Genomic DNA, 19,514 nt, shown 5'->3' with positions numbered 1-19,514 from the left:
ACATTTCAGTTGATACGCCAGGGAAGCTCAAAAACCTTCTTATCGGAGGGAAGTGTTTCTTTGTTTGTGATGTCGCGGTCAAACAGACGGTTTAGATTATTGCCCGCCAAATCTTCCAAACGCGATTCTATCATTAACTTGTAGGAGCCAACTAGCCAAGGCTTTGCGGGTGTAAAAAGAATGCTGTTTCCCCTATCATTCACTTGGATCAAGCCATTCATTGTGTTGCCGCCGGTATCAACAATGCGGATGGTATTTTGCAGCAAAATATGGTCCAATGCCTCCTTTATAGTTACTTCAAGAGGTTGTACAGTACCTTTCGGGGGAATGTTAAGTGTCCAATCTTTTATTTTGGGGGAGGTTATATCACGCGCCGTTACCACAAAATTTTTGGTATACGTCTTCTTTAAAGTCGCCCCCTGCTCATCAGGCCACTGATCTGATACCCACAAGGTGTAGTGTTTTCCTTCGGTTAATGGAGCACCCAATAATTTGTTGGGCTGCAGGTCGCGTTTGATTCTGCCCGGATCCAACCATAACGTCAAAATGGTTCGTTCGGCATTCCACAGTTCAGGCTGTAAATTCAGAAAGGTATTGGGAAGTGTATCTCCCTTGGCATCCAGTAAGGTAATATACTGCAAAGAATGCCCTTCGGCCATCGGACGAGAAAAAACAAAATAAAATTTCAGCAGGTTTTCGGGAAGGGTATCCTGCGTAGGATACATACCTACGAGCTCAGGCGAGCCTATCGGGCGGGGAATTTCAATTTCACTCAGTAAACGGTTTTCAAGGAATACCTCATAACGAAGCCCTTCGGTAAAAGGGATAAGCGGCTCAAAGATCACCGAATCCTTCCCTATCGTGTACTCTCCTAAAATGGCAGTTTTAAAGGTCGACGCAGCAAGCTGTACTTTCAATAACTTGGGAATATCTGCTTCGGGAATGGCCGCAAGTTGGCGCAAAGGAATGGAAAGGCCTATCGCCCGGCCATTTTTCCGGAGAAGCGTAATTTTAGTTTTTGATGCGTCTTGACTTTTGACACAACCCACAAGCAGAAGTAAAGAAAAAAGAATCAGTTGGCACGGGTGCCAACTGATTCGTACTCCTTTGCTCATAGTGCTCGGTTATTGGAAGTTCTTATATCAAGATCTCCGTTGGCTCTGCGTTGCAGGAAAACAAACTGGGTCTCGTCCAATTTGTCAAGTTGCAGCACATTTACCATCGGGAAAGACACGTAAGGCACTCCGGCAGTACTGAAATTTTCTTTGATGGGTTCGGTCAATGAGCCTTGATAGCTTTCAATGTCTTTGTATTTCACTTTCATGACAGGCCGGTCAGAATTGGCCATGATCAAAAACAGGTCATTGCCTTTTTTCATCGTAATGATGTCCAAAGGGCTGTTGCCGGCACCAAATTCACCAACCGTACGGCCTTTTACGTGCGTACCGGGTTTCAGATCATCAATCGGAAAAAGAACAAGCGGGGTACACGTATAACTTGCTACGAGGAATTTTTTGCCGTTCAATTCTGCCGTGGTAAACGTTTTGATGGGCGAATTGGTCTCGTATTGTCCATGAGCGGCATGATAGATCTCCAGCGATGATTGGTCCTGTTTATTGGTAAAAGGAAAAGGAATACTGCGGAAAGTAGAACCAAATTCCTGATTCGACAATCCGCTGACCATTAGTTTGCCATCGGCATAGTTAAGGTCTGAAATAGCCCATACCCGCATTGGCCGGCCGCGTTGGTCTTTGGCATCTTCGGCAGGAGCATTATTGAGTGAAGCCAACGAAAACTTAATGTCTTTCAAACTTACCGGTTGAATAGTTTCACCATCTATCTTGAATAACACAGGTGCTCCGCTTCCGGATTGTACGGCGCAATACACTTTTTTGGAAATAGGATTCACTGCCAGATCCTGAATGGTAATATTTTTGGCTTCGGTTCCCAATAAAGCCGCGATCTTCTGGTCGATATTTTTTATTTCAACGGCTTTGGCACTTTCCAGCTTTTCAGCATCTTTGGTATCAATGGCAAATACCGAAGCACTTTTAGAATCACCTATGAACAACACCCCTTCCGGGCCAAAAGCAAGCGCACTGATTGATTTTACTTCAGGTGTGCCGGTTTCAAACCCGCTCAATACGCTCGCAGAGCGATTTGTGTAAGCGACCAGCACCACCGCAGAAAGGGCAGCTGCCATCGATAAAAACGTCTTTTTCATACTGATTTTGAGTTAAAAGTTTAAGCGTTTATGACTTCCTGAAATTCTAATGAAGGAGTAACACGAATTTAACAAAAGTGTTTCACATTGAGATGATTACGAAGTAAGTTTTTGCAAATTGGCGAAACTCACGGCAATACTGTCAAAGGGGTTGGCGGCCATATCCTGCTCCACAAAATAGTATTTAAGCCCCGCCGTTTTAGCTCCGGTAAAAATCTTTTTGAAATCTACTACTCCATTTCCCACCTCTACCGGTTTTTTAAGTTCTTTATCAATGTCTTTAATGTGCCAAAGCGGAAAACGACCGGGTTGTTGTTTGAACAGCTCCAGCGGGTCAATTCCGGCCTTTACTACCCACGCCATGTCCATTTCCATCGCAACAAGATCAGGAGATGTTTGCGAAAGGATCAGATCATAAGGCGTTTGACCTTCTACTTTATCAAATTCGGTGGCGTGATTGTGGTAGGCAAAACGAATACCCGCTTTTTTACATGCCTCGCCCGTTTTAACAAAGACTTCAACTGATTTTTTGATCTCATCCAATGTACCCACGGGCGTAGAAGCACAAACCAAATAAGTCAGTCCTCCTTCGGCGGCTTCGTCGACCACTTGCTGATAGTTTTCCAGTAAATTCAACCGTTTGGGCATATTGGCCGGCATTTGGCGCGGCGGTTCAGCGTTTGCCGGTGCACCCGCTCCTCCGCCCGCAGGGGAACCGCCTTGGGCAGGTCGCGGACGAAAAGGTGCCCCGCCCACGTGGTGCGCACGCCACGTCATGCCGAGGCCTTCCACTACCTTTTTAAACTCTTTGGGCGAATAACCATAATAACCTTCTTTCATGCTGAAAGCCGATTCAATTTCTTTGTAGCCAATGGCCGCTACTTTTTCCAGAGAACCTTTGGCATCGTCTGACATGGCTCTGAACAGGGTAAATAACTGTAAACCCGGACGGGGAAAAGCCTCCGGAGCGAATATATTTTTAGCCAAGGTCGGCAAAGCCAGACTACCCAATGCCAATGCACCGGAATGTTTGAGGAAACTTCTACGATTTTGCATAGTTCGTGGAGAAAGTAATGCTGAGTGAATAATACTATCAAAAACTTTAAGCGCTCCGGGCAATGCGTCGGACGGCTTTGAGCCGTCCGACGCATTAGAGACAAATTCTTATAAATTAGGTACAGTATTCTGAAATTGAACCGCAGAGACTGACATCAAGATTTGATTAGGCTGGGCTTTGGGGTTTTTGAAAACAAAATATACATCATGAAAACCTTGCGTTGCTTCAATTTTAGCAACCGCCTGCTGCGCTTGATTCGCCCTGCGTGGCGCGGCCTGGGCAGGAGGAGTGGCGGCATTCTGATTGTTAGTGGCAGCTGCAGGAGGAGGACCAAACGTTTGCTCTCTTACTACAACCGCGTTGGTTTCACCAATGAGTTTGCCCGTTGGGGAGCCCAACCGCACTTCAACCGTGCCGCCTGCCGCACCAACCCGAGTAGCCGCTTGGGCCAGAATTTCGATTTGTTTGATTCCCGTCAAATCCAATTGATTGTAGGCGATGTATGAATCGTTACCAATGATATTAAATGATTTTGAGGGAGTTATCAACAATTGTGTGCCTTTGCTCTTATCTGCTTTTGCAGGATCCAGTGACGGATTTCGCAAGTGCAAAATGTTTTCAGTCATCAACGGTGAAAGCAACTTTGTGCCACGGTCGGTATAAGCTGCTCTTAAAACGTAGCTTCCTTTGCCGTTCTCGTTCTCAGGAATTTTGGTTGTAAACGAACCATCCGTAGGCAATGATTTGGCTTGTAAAGGCTTTTCACCGAGGCTTAAAATATATTTTACCATCGTGGCTGCATCGTTGGAAGATATTTGTGGGTGTGCGCTCATCGCGTGGTCTCCCCATACACCTCCGCCGCCGGCAATGATTTTCTTAGCCAATTTTTCGGGAGCAGAAGCATCGCCTTTGTATTTCTGCGCAATGTCTTTATAGCTCGGACCCACCGATTTTTTATCCACAATATGGCACGATTTACAATCGCTCATGCTCATGAGTTTATAGCCTGTATTAAAACGCGCCGAAGCTTCCGTGCCACGATAATTGGAGGCTATTTCGATAGGGTCAAATGAGTCGGGCATGTAGTCGATGTTGACCGCTACTTGGCCCGGAGCGATTTTGCCATTGTCCAAACTACCGTCTTCTTTGTCGTTTACTTTGACTTTATACTCAATATTTTCGTTAGGAAAGAAGAATGATTTATTGCCTTTGGTTACCTCCAAAGCTACTTCCGGTGCTTCGTTTCCTGCTTTGATCTCAAGGGTGCGACTATTCTTAGCTCCTTTAGGATCTGTGACCGTCAATGTCGCTTTGTACGTTCCGGGCTTGTCAAACGTTACTGTCGGATTTGGCTGGGCCAGCGTTTTAAAAACTCCTGCTTTAGAGGTAATTTTCCACTCGTATTTGAGCGCATCTTTGTCAAAATCCTGCGTTCCTTCCGACGAAAATGCCACTTTGAAAGGAACAGCGCCCGCTTTTTTATCGGCCGAAGCTTCTACCATAGGCGTTCTGTTTCCTGCATTATATTCGATCTTTACCAGACGCGCATTGTCATTGCCTCTAAACCATGCACTGCCGTATTCAAGCACGTATAGGTCTCCGTCAGGGCTGAAATCCATATCAATGGCGCTGCTGAAGTTTTCGCTCGGCATAAAGCGTTCCATTGATTTATAGTCGCCGTTTTCATCCATTGTTACGGCCATGATCCATCCGCGCATAAATTCAACCATAAGCCATTTTCCTTCGTAATAATCGGGGAAAGGGCGAGGGGCATTTTTAAAATCAGATTTTCTGAAAACGGGGCCACCGGTAGCACTTCTTCCCGAACTTCCTACCAACGGAAACTCCGTTGAATTGCCGTAAGGATACCAGACAAAAGCTTTTTGAGCAGGAGGCAGTTCGCGCAAACCTGTATTATTGGGCGAATCGTTGATGGGTCTGGCCGGATCAAATTTCGAATCAGCTTTGATTTTATTGGTCTCAAAGTCCCAATCCGAATAGATTTTATTATCACCTATAAAATAAGGCCAACCGAAAAATCCCGGGCCTTTGGCTTGGTTAAATTCATCGTATCCACGAGGCCCGCGCGGCGAATCCTGCGAGGCGTCAGGCCCCACTTCGCCCCAGTACAAATAACCTGTTTTGCTGTCAATGGAAGGCCGCCAAGGGTTGCGATGGCCCATTGTATAAATTTCAGGGCGGGTTTTGGCAGTGCCTTTAGGGAACAAATTGCCTTCAGGAATCGTGTATGTTCCATCGATTTGGGGTTTGATCCGGAGAATTTTTCCACGCAGATCGTTCGTACTTGCCGCACCGCGTTGGTCATCCCATGTACTTTGATTGGGTCGCTCGTCAAGGTTGGCATATCCGTCTGAGTTACTGTTGCTGGTGTTGTTTCCCGTAGTTAGGTACAGATTTCCCACCTTGTCGAATACCATTCCTCCGCCCGTATGGCAGCATTCTTCCCGTTGGGTTGTGACTTCCAATACAACTTTTTTAGAAGCCTCCACCAATTCATCGCCTTTTAATTCCCAACGCGCCAAAACGTGTTTTTTGTCCGTTGGGTCGGCATAGTACATATAGATCCAATTGTTCTTGGCATAATTGGGATCGGCAATCAGGCCCATCAGACCTTCTTCGGCTTCACGCACTTGTCCCTGTCGGTTAGTGTATTTTGTATTGACCGGTATGGTGGCTAGTACGGTTACTTCCTTCGTTTTAGGATCGTAGGCCTTTAGGTTTCCTTTACGCTCCACAAACAAAATCCGTTTGTCGGGCAAAAAGGTCATCTCCATCGGCTCGTCCAGTTTCTCCGTCAGAATACTTTTAGTAAAACGGTTTTCTTCCGGAAGCGGCGATTGACTGTAGGCAGGAAGTCGTGCGCCCAATGCAATTAGAAAAGCAACTCCTAACCTACTGAAAGGGGTAGTGAAAGACATATGTAAATGAAATTTGTAGTTTTCTTAGTTAAAATTATAATTTATTCCAATCAAATATAGAAGAGATAGTTTGTATCAAATACATACATTAGACAAAAAACAATAAGTTGCCGATGGTTGACGGTTTTTGACCGACCGTTTGGCTTTTAACCGGCTTTATTAAAAGCCGGTTAAAATAAAGGGGTAGACTTTTTCCAAAAATTTCTTATCTTTAAAATTGGAGCATTATTAATATAATCACCATTTACCTAATTGTTTGTATATGAAAGTTTTAATTGTTGAAGACGAGCCAAAACTGGCCGGGTTTATAAAAAAAGGACTTGAAGAGCAAGCATGGGAAGTAGATGTAGCCTTTGATGGACAAATGGGTAGCAGCCTGGCACTGTCCAACCCGTATGATGTTATTGTTTTGGACGTTAATCTGCCTAAAATCAATGGCTTTGAATTGGCGGCACTGCTGCGCAGAGAAAATATTCGTACACCGATCTTAATGCTTACTGCTCTCGGCACTCTTAACGATAAATTGGCAGGTTTTGAGTCCGGAGCCGATGATTATTTGGTCAAACCGTTTGAATTTCAGGAGCTCATTGTTCGACTCAGAGCGTTGCAAAAACGAAACTCAGAAAGCGGACCTACAACGAATGTCTTAAAAATAGCCGATCTGGAATTAGACCTTAACGAACGCATCGCCCGGCGCGACGGTCACCGTATCGAACTGACAGCCAAAGAGTTTGGGCTTTTAGAATATTTCATGCGAAACCGAGGCCGTGTGGTTTCCCGCGTAGATATTGCCGAAAAAGTCTGGGATATCCACTTTGACACCGGCACCAATACCATTGATGTTTACGTGAATTTTCTTCGCAAGAAAATAGACAAAGAATTTGAGCACAAACTGATCCACACCGTGGTCGGGATGGGGTATATTCTTAAAGAATAATCAAAGTGATGGTAAGAATAAGCCGTTGGATTGACAAGATAAATATACGCCTTCGCCTCACGCTCCTTTTTGCCGTGCTGGTTGCTTCCATCATGCTCGCCTTTTCGCTGTCAGTATATTATTTGTACAATCAGTTCCGTGAAAAAGAATTCAATGAACGACTCCATAATAAAGCCATCACCACAGTGCGGCTTTTTGAGGATGTAGGAGGGATTACGGAAGAGTTACTGCACGCGATTGAAAGAAATGACCTGACTACCATGTATCAGGAAGAAGTAACGGTCTATGATTCCCAAAACAGGATCGTGTATGACAGCGGCAAAAATCCCTACAAGATCACCCCTAAATTATTGGCTCATGCACGAGCCGGCCATGATTTCAGTCTTCGTGATGGTGAAAAAGAAATCGTAGGTGTCAGATATGTAGATAAGCGAAAAAATGTATTGGTCGTAGTTGCCTATGCCATTGATCTGTATGGCTTCAGCAAATTGGAAAGACTTCGTACCATCCTGTTTACAGGCTGGGCTGGAAGTCTTTTATTGGTGGTACTGGCGGGATGGTTCTTTTCCGGTGATGCATTACGCCCTGTATCGGATATTATTGAACAGGTAAAAAATATTTCTGCCCGCAATATTCACGAACGGCTTAAAGCGCGGCGGCAAAAAGACGAATTGGGCCAATTGGCCGCTACATTCAATGACCTGCTGAGTCGATTGGAAGAAGCATTCAGTTCACAGCGTAGTTTTGTTTCCCATGCTTCGCACGAATTACGTACCCCTTTGACCATTATGATGGGGCAGTTGGAAGTAGCTTTACTTCAAAAACGTACCGTTGAAGATTACCAACAGACCATCAAAGATGCCATTGATGAAGTAAAGAAAATGCGGGACCTGATCAATGGTCTTCTTGAACTTGCCCGTATCAACAATGATATATTTCAATTGCATTTCCGTCCGCTGAATATTGATGACTTGCTGTGGCAGGTTCGCGAATTATTGCTTACGCAATTTCCGCTTTACAATATTCAAATTGAATTTGATGAATCGCAGCAGGAAGAGACGGAATTTAAGATCAAGGGTGATGTGGCACTTCTGCAAATGGCCTTTCTGAATATCATGGAAAATGGCTGTAAATACTCAGAAGAACAGCGAGTTAATGTATCTTTGTTAGCCCAAAGCGATAATATTCGTATCTCCTTTACAGACCGTGGCATAGGTATTGCCGAGGAAGATCTGCCGCATATTTTTGAGCCTTTTTACCGAGGAGAAACGAGCAAATCCCGCAAAGGGCACGGCATTGGTCTTGCCCTGACGCAGCGGATCATTCAACTGCATAACGGTAAAATATGGGCTTTTTCTCAACTCGGTAAAGGCACTCAGTTTGTCATCTCACTTCCTTATCCGGACGAAGTTTAAGTAGGCTGCTTTTAACAGGATTCAAGCAAAATTGGATATTTCTATCCATACCGATGCTGATTATTGGTGCAGTGTTCTATTTTCGCATTTTCAACCTGATTCCGGGCGCTAATCATTTTCTAAATGCACTACTCTCACATCATCAACGAACTCGCCGAAGACCGCGAACTGTATTTCAACGCCGTCAGCCCACCGATTGTCCAAACGAGCAATTTCGCTTTCAACGATTTTGCTTCTCTGCGCGCTGCCTTTGATGATGAAATGTCAACGTATCTTTATTCAAGAGGGCTTAATCCAACGGTCGATATTCTGCGAAAAAAGCTGGCAGCCTTAGACGAAGCAGAAGATTGTTTGGTGCTCAACAGCGGCGCATCGGCTATTTTTTGTGCGGTCATGACCAATGTTCAGGCGGGAGACCATATTGTGAGTGTTCAAAAACCTTATACATGGGCAGGGAAATTGTTCGATAACGTCCTGCCCCGCTATAACGTCTCTACTACCTACGTAGACGGTACGAAAACGGAGAATTTTGAAGCAGCCCTTCAACCCAATACCAAAGTCATTTACCTCGAATCTCCGGGTACGCTGACCTTTGATTTACAGGACATGGAAGCAGTGGCTCAATTGGCAAAATCAAGAGGAATTATTACCATCATTGACAACAGCTACTGTTCGCCGTTGTTTCAAAAACCGCATCGTTTTGGCATAGATCTGTGTTTGCAATCAGCCACCAAATACATCGGCGGGCATTCAGATACCGTTGCCGGTGTTTTGACGGGCAGCAAAGCCATGATGAAGCAAATCTTTGACCGTGAAGCGCACAATACCGGCGCTTTTATTTCGCCTTTTAACGGTTGGCTATTGTTGCGAGGATTACGTACACTGCCCATACGTTTGAAGCACATTTCGGAAAGTACCCAAAAAGTGGTCGCTTTTTTAAAAGATCATCCCAAGATAGAAAAAGTCTATTTCCCGCTTGACCCCGATTTTGCCCAATATGAATTGGCAAAAAAACAAATGACCGGTGCGTGTGGATTACTCACTGTTGCGCTGAAAGCGACCTCCCATAAACAGATCGAAAAATTCTCTTTGGCGCTGAAACACTTCCTGTTAGCCGTCAGTTGGGGCGGGCACGAATCGCTCATCATGCCAAAATGTGCCGGTCTCCGACCGGAAGAATTTGATCCAACTAATAGTGAACACCGCTTAGTACGGTTATATATAGGACTCGAAGAAGCTGAGTATTTGATAGAAGATCTGGACCAGGCCTTGGCGATTTTGTAATGTAGAGGCACAAAATTTTGTGCCTCTACATTACGCATCAGACGGTTTTGAACCGTCCGGCACGTTTTATTTCAACAAAGCCATCACAGCTTCTTCACCCAATGCCTTAGCAGGTCGGGGATGTTCTGCATTAAATACTTCCAAATCCTTGCGGTCTAACAACTTGGCATGGCTCTCGTCCATACTGCCATCGGCTTTGGTTACTTTAGAAATATCTAATTTTAAATGCTTGGCTAAAAAACGATAGGCAGCGTCACGCTTTGAGGGGCCGTAATCGTGTTTTTCGTTGGGAAGATGCACATTTTCGACGAGGTTTTCCTTGCCATACAGACCATAGATCTTTTGCAAATGCGGATATTCCACCACCGGATTATTTTTGGTCCAATCGGCCCCATCCGAGACGATCAGCATGGGCCGTGGAGCGGCCAGAGCGGCAATTTCTACATTGTTGGTTTGAAAATCACCTTTTTTGTGAACAGGCATTCCGCTCTCACACACACATCCCCCGAAGAAATGCGCCGAAACCATCACCACCGGCACCGAAACTTTAATGCGCGGATCAAGTGCCGTAAGCATGAATGTTTGCGTTCCGCCGCCTGATTCTCCCGTTACCCCTACCCGATCTTTATCAATGTTAGGTTGTGACAATAAAAAGTCCAACGCCCGAATACTATTGATCGTTTGCAGTTTAAACGCTTTGGGAATCTTATGGTTAGACAGTTGCGAATCACTGTAACCAATCATATCGTAGGCAAATACCACAGCTCCCATGCGCGCCAGATTGGCACAACGAAATTGCATAGGTTCCAAGAAACGCGCATTAGGGCTTGCCGTATGACCATGTGGGCATAATACCGCCGCAAAAGGTCCTTTTTGATTTAATGGTTTGTATAAATTTCCTGTTACGTAATACCCTTCTATGCTTTCAAACGCCACATTCTCAATGCTGTAACCATCCATTTCCCGGCGGCTATGAATGATCGGTTTTGAAGCAGGGCGGGCAGGCAGTTTCTGCAATTCACTTCCTTCCAAAATACGATTTCGAATTTGCTGCGCTCTGGTTTCCCATTCCTGCTTGGAAGCAGGTACATGTTGTGCCAAAAAATCTTTTCCCTGAGGTTCGGTAAAATAAGCACCTTGGCAAAGTTCCGGCGCTGATTGAGCGTACAAAACCTGACAGACAATGCACGTAGTGATTAATAGTAAAAGACGTTTCATACGGAAGACGGGTTTTATTAACCCAAAGCCAAAAATACCTCTATTCTACCTTTTTCAAAGGCCGGATGCAACCGCACCACTTCGCCAATAATAATAATGGCAGGGTTGGTCAACTCTTCTTTTTCAACTACTTCAACAATCGTCTCAACTGTACCTAACCCCATTTTTTCATCGGCAGTACTGCCATTTTGAATGACGGCAATGGGTGTATCGGCTTTCCCTGCATTGGTCAATTCTGCTACAATTTGGGAAAGGTGCTGCATTCCCATCAAAATAACCAAGGTAGCGGAGCTTTGCACCGCTTTGGCTACATCTTTGGAAAGCGTATGATTTTTGGTTGTTCCGGTCAATACCCAAAAACTTTCACTCACACCACGACACGTAAGCGGAATACCTGCCAAGGCAGGAACCGCGATACTGCTTGAAATGCCCGGTACAACGGTCGTTTCGATGCCAAATTCCCGGGCAAAAGTGATTTCTTCATAGCCTCGCCCAAACACAAACGAATCTCCTCCTTTTAATCGAACTACGTGCCCATAGTTGAGCGCATAATCAACGATCAGCTGATTTAAATCCTGTTGGACAAATTCACAACGACCGCGTCGTTTGCCTACGTATATAATACGGGCGTGAACAGGTGCGTATGCGAGCAATTCAGTTGATACCAATGCATCATACAACACAACATCTGCCGATTGAATGGCTTTCATTCCCTTCAGCGATATAAGCTCAGGGTCACCGGGGCCTGCGCCCACAAGAGTAAGTTTTGGTTTCATCGTTAATCCCTTTTTTGTAAGTAAAAATATCCGAAAACAGAGCCGCCACTCCTTGTTTACTTAGTATTTCCCGGATACTCCTTCTGTGGTGTTACAAACTATTTTTGTACTTTATAAATACTTTATTGAAATATTATTTTGTCAATGTTCAATCTCAAAAAATATTTATTCAAAAATAACACAATTCGTAAAATTAAGTATTATTTTTAGGTAATATTTTTAATCAACAGCGTACATTTGTAAAATGTTACATTTAAATTTCTTCTTTTTGGGGCTTTTTTATGTACATTTTGCTATTTTTAGTTTTAATATAAATCAATAAAATTTTAATTTTTTCAATAAAAAGCAGTAATAATTAATTTGTAAAAAAGGGATTAACAAACAACATTTTCATGGCACAACCTCAAAAGGTAGTGATAGTAGGCAACGGAATGGTAGGCTATAAGTTCTGCGAGAAGTTGCTGAATAAAGCGGGTGGCGGCTCGTTTTCTATCACGGTGATCGGTGAAGAACCACGACCGGCGTATGATCGGGTTCATCTTTCCGCGTATTTTTCCGGCACGTCGGTCGACGAGCTGACGATGGCTCCCGCAAGTTGGTACGCCGAAAACAGCATTCAACTCATTACGGGAGAGTGCGTACTGCAAATCTACCCTGAAGCGCATTACGTAATAACTCACACAGGGCGCAAAGTCGAATACGATAAGCTCATCCTCGCAACCGGCTCCTCCGCCTTCGTCCCTCCCGTTCCCGGAGTAGAAAAGGAAGGCGTTTTTGTCTATCGTACCATTGAAGACTTGGATGCTATCATCAGCTATGCCAATGGCTCCTCCCGAGCGGCAGTGATCGGCGGCGGGCTTCTCGGGTTGGAAGCAGCCAAAGCCACGCTTGATCTGGGCCTCGAAACGCACGTGATCGAGTTTGCACCACGCCTCATGCCTCGGCAGTTGGACGCTGCCGGAGCAGGAATGCTCAAACGCAAAATGGAAGCGTTGGGCATCCAAATTCACCTCAATAAAAATACAGCTTATTTTGAAGGTAAATCCAATGTAACCGGGCTTGCTTTTGCCGATAACAGTTCGTTGGAGGTAGACATGGTGGTCGTTTCGGCAGGCATTCGTCCGCGCGACGAATTGGCCAAACAGGCAGGTTTGGCCGTTGGGCCACGCGGCGGAATTATGGTCAACGATGAGCTGCAAACCACCGATGCCGATATTTATGCCATCGGCGAATGTGCATTGCACAAAAATATGATCTATGGCCTTGTCGCGCCCGGCTACGAAATGGCCGAAGTAGTAGCGAATAACCTCAGCCTAACCCTCTCCTTAGCAAGGAGAGAGAATCATCTTTCTGTAACAGAAAGTGGGGTAAAAACCTTTCAAGCTTTTGATATGTCGACCAAGCTTAAGCTCATTGGTGTTGACGTGGCGAGTTTTGGCGATCCGTTTTGTGAGCATGCGCCGCACGACACCATTGTGGTGGAAGATAAACTTAAAGGCATTTACAAGCGCCTCAACGTAACTACTGATGGTAAGCATCTGTTGGGCGGCATTTTGGTCGGCGAAGCGGATAATTATAATATGTTGCTTCAACTAACCAAAAGTCAACTGATTCTTCCGCCCAATCCTGAAGACCTGGTCATGCCGGCTCGCAAAGGTGAAAGTGCCGGGGCAGGCATGGGCGTTGCTTCTTTGCCCGACGACGCAAGTATTTGTTCCTGCGAAAATATAAGTAAAGGCACTATTTGCGAAGCAATTGAAGGCCAAAATTTAGGCGATGTTGCCGCCATCAAAAAATGCACCAAGGCAGGAACAGGGTGCGGAGGTTGCGTGCCGATGCTATCGGACTTATTGATCGAAACGCTTAAAAAGCAGGGCAAAACGGTTAAGAAAGTTTTGTGCGAACATTTCGACTATTCGCGTCAGGAAATGTATCATCTTATCAAAATGTCGGGTACGCGTACATTCGATGAGGTATTGGCCAAACACGGAAAAGGCTGTGGATGTGAGGTTTGTAAACCTGCCGTTGCCTCTATATTGGCCAGTATCTTCAATGATGTAATTGCCAAACAAGCCGTTATTCAAGATACCAACGACCGCTATTTGGCGAATATCCAACGCGGTGGCACGTATTCGGTAGTGCCGCGCGTGCCGGGTGGAGAAATTACACCTGAGCAGCTGATTGCACTCGGAACCGTAGCCAAAAAATACGAACTCTACTGCAAGATCACGGGCGGGCAACGCGTGGATCTGTTTGGTGCACGCGTGGAGCAATTACCTTTTATTTGGCAGGAACTGATCGAAGTAGGTTTTGAAAGTGGGCACGCCTATGGAAAAGCATTGCGTACCGTGAAAAGTTGCGTTGGTAATACATGGTGTCGTTTTGGCGTACAGGACGCCGTAGGTTATGCCATTAGAATTGAGAATCGCTACAAAGGCATTCGCGCGCCTCACAAGCTCAAAAGCGCGGTGTCGGGTTGTACGCGGGAATGCGCCGAAGCCCAAAGCAAAGATTTTGGCATCATTGCCACCGAAAAAGGCTGGAACCTGTATCTCTGCGGCAACGGAGGCATCAAACCCCAACATGCAGTCCTTTTTGCAAGCGACCTCGACGATGAAACCTGTATCAAATACATCGACCGTTTTTTGATGTTTTACATCAAAACCGCCGAGCCGCTCCAACGTACCGCCACGTGGTTTAATAAACTCGAAGGAGGACTGGACTATTTACGGAATGTGATCATCAATGACAGTCTCGGGCTGTGTGATGAATTGGAAAAAGAAATGGAATACTTGATCGGAACGTACCATGACGAATGGCGAGTGGCCGTTGAAACGCCCGAAATACGGGCACGTTTTACGCATTTTGTCAACTCGGAAGAAGCCGACCCCACCCTTGAATTTGTAGAAATGAGAGGCCAAAAACGTCCGGCAGACTGGTAAATAATACGTATTCAATCATCCCTGTTTTCATTCGACAATTCTCATGACAACTCAACATACAACTTGGTACAAAGCCGCCCCGATCTCGGCGTTTCCCGAAAACGGCGGCGCGTGTATAAAATACGAAGACCGCCAAATTGCGGTATTTCATTTCAAACATTTGGACAAATGGTATGCCACCGACAACGAATGCCCTCACAAGCATCAAATGATTCTAAGTCGGGGCATGATCGGCGACCACCGGGGGCATCCTAAAGTAGCGTGCCCTTTTCACAAAAAAACGTTTTCGCTCGAAACAGGACTCAACCTTCAGGGCGAAGATTATTGCATCAATGTATATCCCGTCAAAGTAGAAGATGGATTTGTTTTTATTGGAATTTAACTTTATATGAATTCAGTTAACCATCGCATCGGCGAACCGATAAGGAATATAAGGTCATATAAGTAGCTAAAAAACAACATTTTATATTAACTTATATGCCTTATATAGTTCAATAAAAAATTACTTTATAAAATATGCCCTTACGTATCCCCAAAAGGTTTACCCGATTGTACATCACGGCATTATCATTAGTCGCCTTTCTAACGATACTGGGGCAGATTTTGGTCCAAAACACGCTCAAAGACGGTTTAAACGACTCTTGGTTGGTGAATTTTGCGGGGCGGCAACGCTTTCAAAGTCAATTGATCGCAAAAACCGCCCTGCTTCTTACCCAACGTCCCGATTTAGCAGACAGAAGCACCCAACTGAACGAATTTAAAAGAGTACTAACCGATTGGGAAAGTCATCACGATCAATTACGAACGGGTGATTTGCGCGATATTTCCGCTTCCTACGTCAATAGTGATACCGTCAAAGCAATGTTTGTTAACATAGAACCTCATTTTCAGTCCATTCAACAAAATGCACATTCGGTGCTCAAATGGTTGGAAAAGCCCGAGGACTCGACAAACATTGATTTATCGGTTCGGAATATATTTGCGCACGAATTGATCTTTTTGGGCAAAATGAATCAGATCGTATTTCAGTACGATAAAGAAGCGAAGGAAAAAGTAACTCGCCTTCGACGTATTGAACTATGGCTGACGGCTTTAACGTTGATTATTTTGGTATTGGAAGGATTGTTTATCTTCCGTCCTGCGGTGGGGAAGCTACGCGAAACCATTGTTCAATTGATGGAAGCGCGTGAAAAGACAGCAAACGCCAATCTGGAACTCCGACAGGCTTATCAGCAACTGAGTGAAGCACAGGCAAAATTGTTGGAAGCAACGCAATTGCGTCATCAGCAGGAAATCAAGGAACACAGAATCAGAGCTTCTGCATTGTTGCAAGGACAGGAAGAAGAACGAAAACGCCTTTCTCAGGAATTGCATGACGGAGTGGGCCAAATGCTCACCGGCTTGAAACTGATCGCCGAAAATTTTGGCGAAACAAAAGAATGGAGCCCGCGAGACCGCAACAATGCGCAGGAGTTGCGAACTGTAATAGGGCAAACGATTCAGGAAGTACGGACCATTTCCCATAATTTAATGCCAACGGTGCTCAATGATTTTGGTATTGATCTGGCTTTGAAGCAATTGGTGGATTCAACCGCGCGCAGCACAAACACTCAAATGACTTTTAGTTCTAATCTGAAGGAAAAACGCTTGGATAGAAATGTAGAAATAGGCCTATACAGAATTGCGCAGGAAGCCATCAATAATGCCGTAAAACATGCCGAGGCTACGCAAATCACGTTAGACGTCTCGCTTTCCAACAAAAAAGTATTGCTTAGAGTTACCGATAATGGAAAGGGTTTTACTACTGCCGGCAAAAAGTCACCGGCATCTGATTCTCAGTCCAATGGCCTGCGTAATCTCCACGAACGAGCGCACCTGTTGGACGGAACACTGAAGATCAATTCAATCATTGGACGCGGCACCGAAGTCATTGCACAAATACCTCAATCATAATCAACAAACGATGAAAAAAATTCAAGTACTGCTCGTAGACGACCACACCATTGTACGCAATGGGTTGCGGTCTATTTTAGAAAATACCGATGAAGTGGAGGTCATCGGCGAAGCTTCCAACGGTGAAGAAGCCCTTGAAAAGATCCCTTTTCTTAAACCGCAAATTATACTGGTCGATATTTCAATGCCCGGTATTTCGGGGATCGAATTGATAAAAAGGGTAACAAAACAATGGACCAACGTTCGGCCGATCATTCTCTCAATGCACAATGACGATGCGTATATTCTTAAATCCGTTGAAGCAGGTGCATACGGATATTTGCTCAAAGACTCCACGCGTGAAGAGATATTGACGGCTCTCCACGCGGTCAAAAACGGCGAAAAGTACTTTAATGCATCGGTGGCGAGTGTGATTGTAAACGGTTATCTTTCTCAGGTACAAAAAGTTGAAAAAGCAACCGAATCCCGCAAGACACTTTTATCCAAAAAAGAAAGAGAAGTATTGCGTTTGTTGGTAGAAGGAATGAGCAGTCGCCAAATTGCTGACCAACTGGATCTAAGCGTCCGAACCGTTGACAATCACCGCGCCAACATGATGCGACGCCTTCAGGTACACAATGCCGCTGAACTTGTCAAACTGGCTTTGGAAGAAAAATTACTCTAATTTTGAACACTTGGTCACCGTTCAGCATCGGGATACCCTGATTGAGGCGCGTCGTCCGTGACAAAGTTTACAGAATGGAAATCGCAGGTTTTATTGGAGCATTCCTGATGGGACTTTCGCTGGGCCTTGTTGGCAGCGGAGGTTCTATTCTTACCGTGCCTATTCTGGTTTATTTATTTTACATTGATGCGCTCATTGCCACTACTTATTCCCTGTTTATTGTCGGAATTACCAGTTTGGTAGGGGCAACGGTTCGCGCAGGAGCCGGCAATATTCACTGGCCTCATACCTTAACGTTTGGAATCCCTTCATTGGTAAGCGTTTATCTTACTCGATCTTTTATCCTTCCGCTCATTCCTGAAACTATCTTTCAATTAGGCGGTTTTGTGCTTACCAAATCGCTCTTTTTGTTGCTTCTGTTTGCAGTTTTAATGCTTATCGCCTCTTTTTCCATGATCCGCGACCGAAACGAAAACAGCGAAGAAGATACACTCCCCACTAATGAAACGCCTCCCGTTAATTTCTTTTCATTATTTAGTAAAGGAATATTAGTAGGAAGTGTAACGGGAATTTTGGGCGCGGGCGGCGGTTTTTTGATCATACCGGCCTTGGTGCTTATGGCACATCTTCCCATGAAAAAAGCCGTAGGCACGTCGCTGGTTATCATTGCCGCCAATTCATTTACGGGTTTTTGGCGCGATTATTACCTACATGAATTGATCGACTGGCGTTTTTTATTGCATTTTTCAACCATCGCCATTATCGGTATTTTAACGGGAAGCTCCATTGCACACAAGATCAGCGGAGAAAAACTTAAACCTATCTTTGGTTATTTTATCTTGGCAATGGGCATCTACATTATTTTTAAAGAGTTACTTTTGAGATAAAAAAAACATAACCTCATTTTCTGATGAAATCTCTTCTTTTAACACTATTGCTGATAACCGCCGCAAGCGGTATGAACAGCGCTTTTGCACAAACCAATTTGGAAGTAAAAGCCTTTGTACAAAAACTCAAGGAAACTCCCAATGCGCAACTGTTGGATGTACGAACGCCGGAAGAATGGAATGCCGGAAACATTAAATCTTCCAAATGTGTCAACGTCAAGAGTACTGAGTTCAACCAACAGATTGAAAAATTGGATAAAAACAAACCTGTATTTGTGTATTGTATGGCCGGGGTTCGCAGCGCCAAAGCCTCTAAAATATTGAAAGAAGCAGGTTTCAAAGAAATATATAACCTACAGGACGCCGGTTACCCCGATCTAATCAAAGAAGGTCTCAAATAATCGTATATCGTAGGGGCAGGCCTTGCGTCTGCCCAATTCCGTCCAATCCAATATCGCACAAAAAGCGGCATTTTACGTATTTCCCCGCTTTTTGCGTCTATTTTATCATTCATCTTTCGGGTTTATTTTGTGGGAATCCGGGCGGAGGCGAGCCCCGCCCCTACGAGTTTTGTGCGCATTCATTAAAAATCTTCCCTTCTAATTTTTGCATTCCCGCAAAAACCCACTATTTTTGCACTCCCATTTTTGGGGTGGTATAACCATTTTTGAAAAAACCAGTATAAAATGCCAACTATTTCACAGTTAGTACGCAAAGGACGTGAACAAATGACGTGGAAATCTAAGTCTCCGGCCTTAGATTCTTGCCCACAACGTCGCGGTGTATGCACGCGTGTATACACTACGACCCCGAAGAAGCCAAACTCGGCTTTGCGCAAAGTTGCGCGTGTACGTTTATCAAACATGAAGGAAGTCAACGCTTACATTCCGGGCGAAGGTCACAACCTGCAAGAGCACTCAATCGTATTGGTGCGTGGCGGTCGTGTAAAAGATCTTCCGGGTGTACGTTATCACGTAGTTCGTGGTGCGCTTGATACAGCCGGTGTAAACGGTCGTAAACAAAGCCGCTCACTCTACGGAGCCAAACGTCCGAAACCGGGCCAGGTAGTTGCTGCAGGTAAAGGCGGCAAAGGTGCACCTCCGGCTAAGAAGAAGAAGTAATCAGAATGCCCCAAAGCATTCGTCCTTTTTGTTTGCGTAATACAGTACAATAGCATAAAAGGGTAGTAATCCCGAGCCCATGTTCGGGGTGAATCAG

At 44.9% G+C, this 19,514-nt stretch carries 16 protein-coding genes; 10 read left to right on the top strand and 6 right to left on the bottom strand.

The annotated features are described in order from the left end of the window. Positions 1–5 precede the first annotated feature (5 nt). From ACQY73_RS23715 to ACQY73_RS23700, 4 genes are all read right to left on the bottom strand, one after another. A complete protein-coding gene (locus tag ACQY73_RS23715; RefSeq protein WP_428655729.1) occupies positions 6–1,115 on the bottom strand; it encodes a hypothetical protein in 1,110 nt (369 codons plus the stop codon). After that, positions 1,112–2,224 (bottom strand): hypothetical protein, encoded by a 1,113-nt coding sequence (locus ACQY73_RS23710; protein WP_428655727.1) that lies wholly within the window; start codon positions 2,222–2,224, stop codon positions 1,112–1,114. Before ACQY73_RS23710 ends, ACQY73_RS23715 begins: the two co-directional genes overlap by 4 nt. A 96-nt stretch (positions 2,225–2,320) precedes the next feature. Then, complete coding sequence (locus ACQY73_RS23705) at positions 2,321–3,280, bottom strand: TIM barrel protein (RefSeq protein WP_428655724.1); 960 nt, start codon at positions 3,278–3,280, stop codon at positions 2,321–2,323. A 108-nt stretch (positions 3,281–3,388) separates the two neighbouring features. Further along, positions 3,389–6,220 carry a PQQ-dependent sugar dehydrogenase gene (locus ACQY73_RS23700; RefSeq protein ID WP_428655721.1) on the bottom strand — a complete coding sequence of 944 codons (2,832 nt, stop codon included), beginning with the start codon at positions 6,218–6,220 and terminating at the stop codon, positions 3,389–3,391. A 262-nt stretch (positions 6,221–6,482) separates the two neighbouring features. On the opposite strand from ACQY73_RS23700, the gene ACQY73_RS23695 reads away from it, so the two are divergent. The 3 genes from ACQY73_RS23695 (at position 6,483) to ACQY73_RS23685 (ending at position 9,856) form a co-directional block, all read left to right on the top strand. Further along, the gene (locus tag ACQY73_RS23695; protein WP_428655719.1) at positions 6,483–7,157 is read left to right on the top strand and encodes a response regulator; all 675 of its coding nucleotides are present in this window, start codon (positions 6,483–6,485) and stop codon (positions 7,155–7,157) included. Positions 7,158–7,165: 8 nt separating this feature from the next. Further along, positions 7,166–8,572, top strand: a complete 1,407-nt coding sequence (locus ACQY73_RS23690; protein WP_428655716.1) for a sensor histidine kinase — start codon at positions 7,166–7,168, stop codon at positions 8,570–8,572. Between the two features lie 123 nt (positions 8,573–8,695). Further along, positions 8,696–9,856 (top strand): trans-sulfuration enzyme family protein, encoded by a 1,161-nt coding sequence (locus ACQY73_RS23685; RefSeq protein ID WP_428655714.1) that lies wholly within the window; start codon positions 8,696–8,698, stop codon positions 9,854–9,856. A 66-nt stretch (positions 9,857–9,922) separates the two neighbouring features. On the opposite strand, the gene ACQY73_RS23680 is transcribed toward ACQY73_RS23685, so the two are convergent. Both ACQY73_RS23680 and cobA read right to left on the bottom strand, forming a co-directional pair. Then, positions 9,923–11,074, bottom strand: a complete 1,152-nt coding sequence (locus tag ACQY73_RS23680) for an alpha/beta hydrolase family protein (RefSeq protein WP_428655712.1) — start codon at positions 11,072–11,074, stop codon at positions 9,923–9,925. Between the two features lie 17 nt (positions 11,075–11,091). Then, the gene (cobA, locus tag ACQY73_RS23675) at positions 11,092–11,850 is read right to left on the bottom strand and encodes a uroporphyrinogen-III C-methyltransferase (protein WP_428655709.1); all 759 of its coding nucleotides are present in this window, start codon (positions 11,848–11,850) and stop codon (positions 11,092–11,094) included. Between the two features lie 392 nt (positions 11,851–12,242). Between cobA and nirB the strand changes: the two genes are divergently transcribed. From nirB to rpsL, 7 genes are all read left to right on the top strand, one after another. After that, a complete protein-coding gene (nirB, locus tag ACQY73_RS23670) occupies positions 12,243–14,792 on the top strand; it encodes a nitrite reductase large subunit NirB (RefSeq protein WP_428655707.1) in 2,550 nt (849 codons plus the stop codon). 43 nt (positions 14,793–14,835) lie between these two features. Beyond that, positions 14,836–15,174: a nitrite reductase small subunit NirD gene (gene nirD, locus ACQY73_RS23665; RefSeq protein ID WP_428655705.1), complete on the top strand. Its 339-nt coding sequence runs from the start codon at positions 14,836–14,838 to the stop codon at positions 15,172–15,174. A gap of 134 nt (positions 15,175–15,308) precedes the next feature. Next, positions 15,309–16,745: a histidine kinase gene (locus ACQY73_RS23660; protein ID WP_428655703.1), complete on the top strand. Its 1,437-nt coding sequence runs from the start codon at positions 15,309–15,311 to the stop codon at positions 16,743–16,745. A 10-nt stretch (positions 16,746–16,755) separates the two neighbouring features. Continuing rightward, complete coding sequence (locus ACQY73_RS23655; RefSeq protein ID WP_428655701.1) at positions 16,756–17,409, top strand: response regulator; 654 nt, start codon at positions 16,756–16,758, stop codon at positions 17,407–17,409. Between the two features lie 74 nt (positions 17,410–17,483). Next, complete coding sequence (locus ACQY73_RS23650; RefSeq protein WP_428655699.1) at positions 17,484–18,296, top strand: sulfite exporter TauE/SafE family protein; 813 nt, start codon at positions 17,484–17,486, stop codon at positions 18,294–18,296. A gap of 23 nt (positions 18,297–18,319) precedes the next feature. Beyond that, positions 18,320–18,697 (top strand): rhodanese-like domain-containing protein, encoded by a 378-nt coding sequence (locus ACQY73_RS23645; RefSeq protein ID WP_428655697.1) that lies wholly within the window; start codon positions 18,320–18,322, stop codon positions 18,695–18,697. A gap of 285 nt (positions 18,698–18,982) precedes the next feature. Then, positions 18,983–19,417 (top strand): 30S ribosomal protein S12, encoded by a 435-nt coding sequence (gene rpsL, locus ACQY73_RS23640; protein WP_428655695.1) that lies wholly within the window; start codon positions 18,983–18,985, stop codon positions 19,415–19,417. The last annotated feature ends 97 nt before the right edge of the window (positions 19,418–19,514 follow it).

Source organism: Runella sp., assembly GCF_965279615.1.
GTDB lineage: Bacteria > Bacteroidota > Bacteroidia > Cytophagales > Spirosomataceae > Runella.
This window is presented reverse-complemented; position numbering and strand designations above follow the sequence as displayed.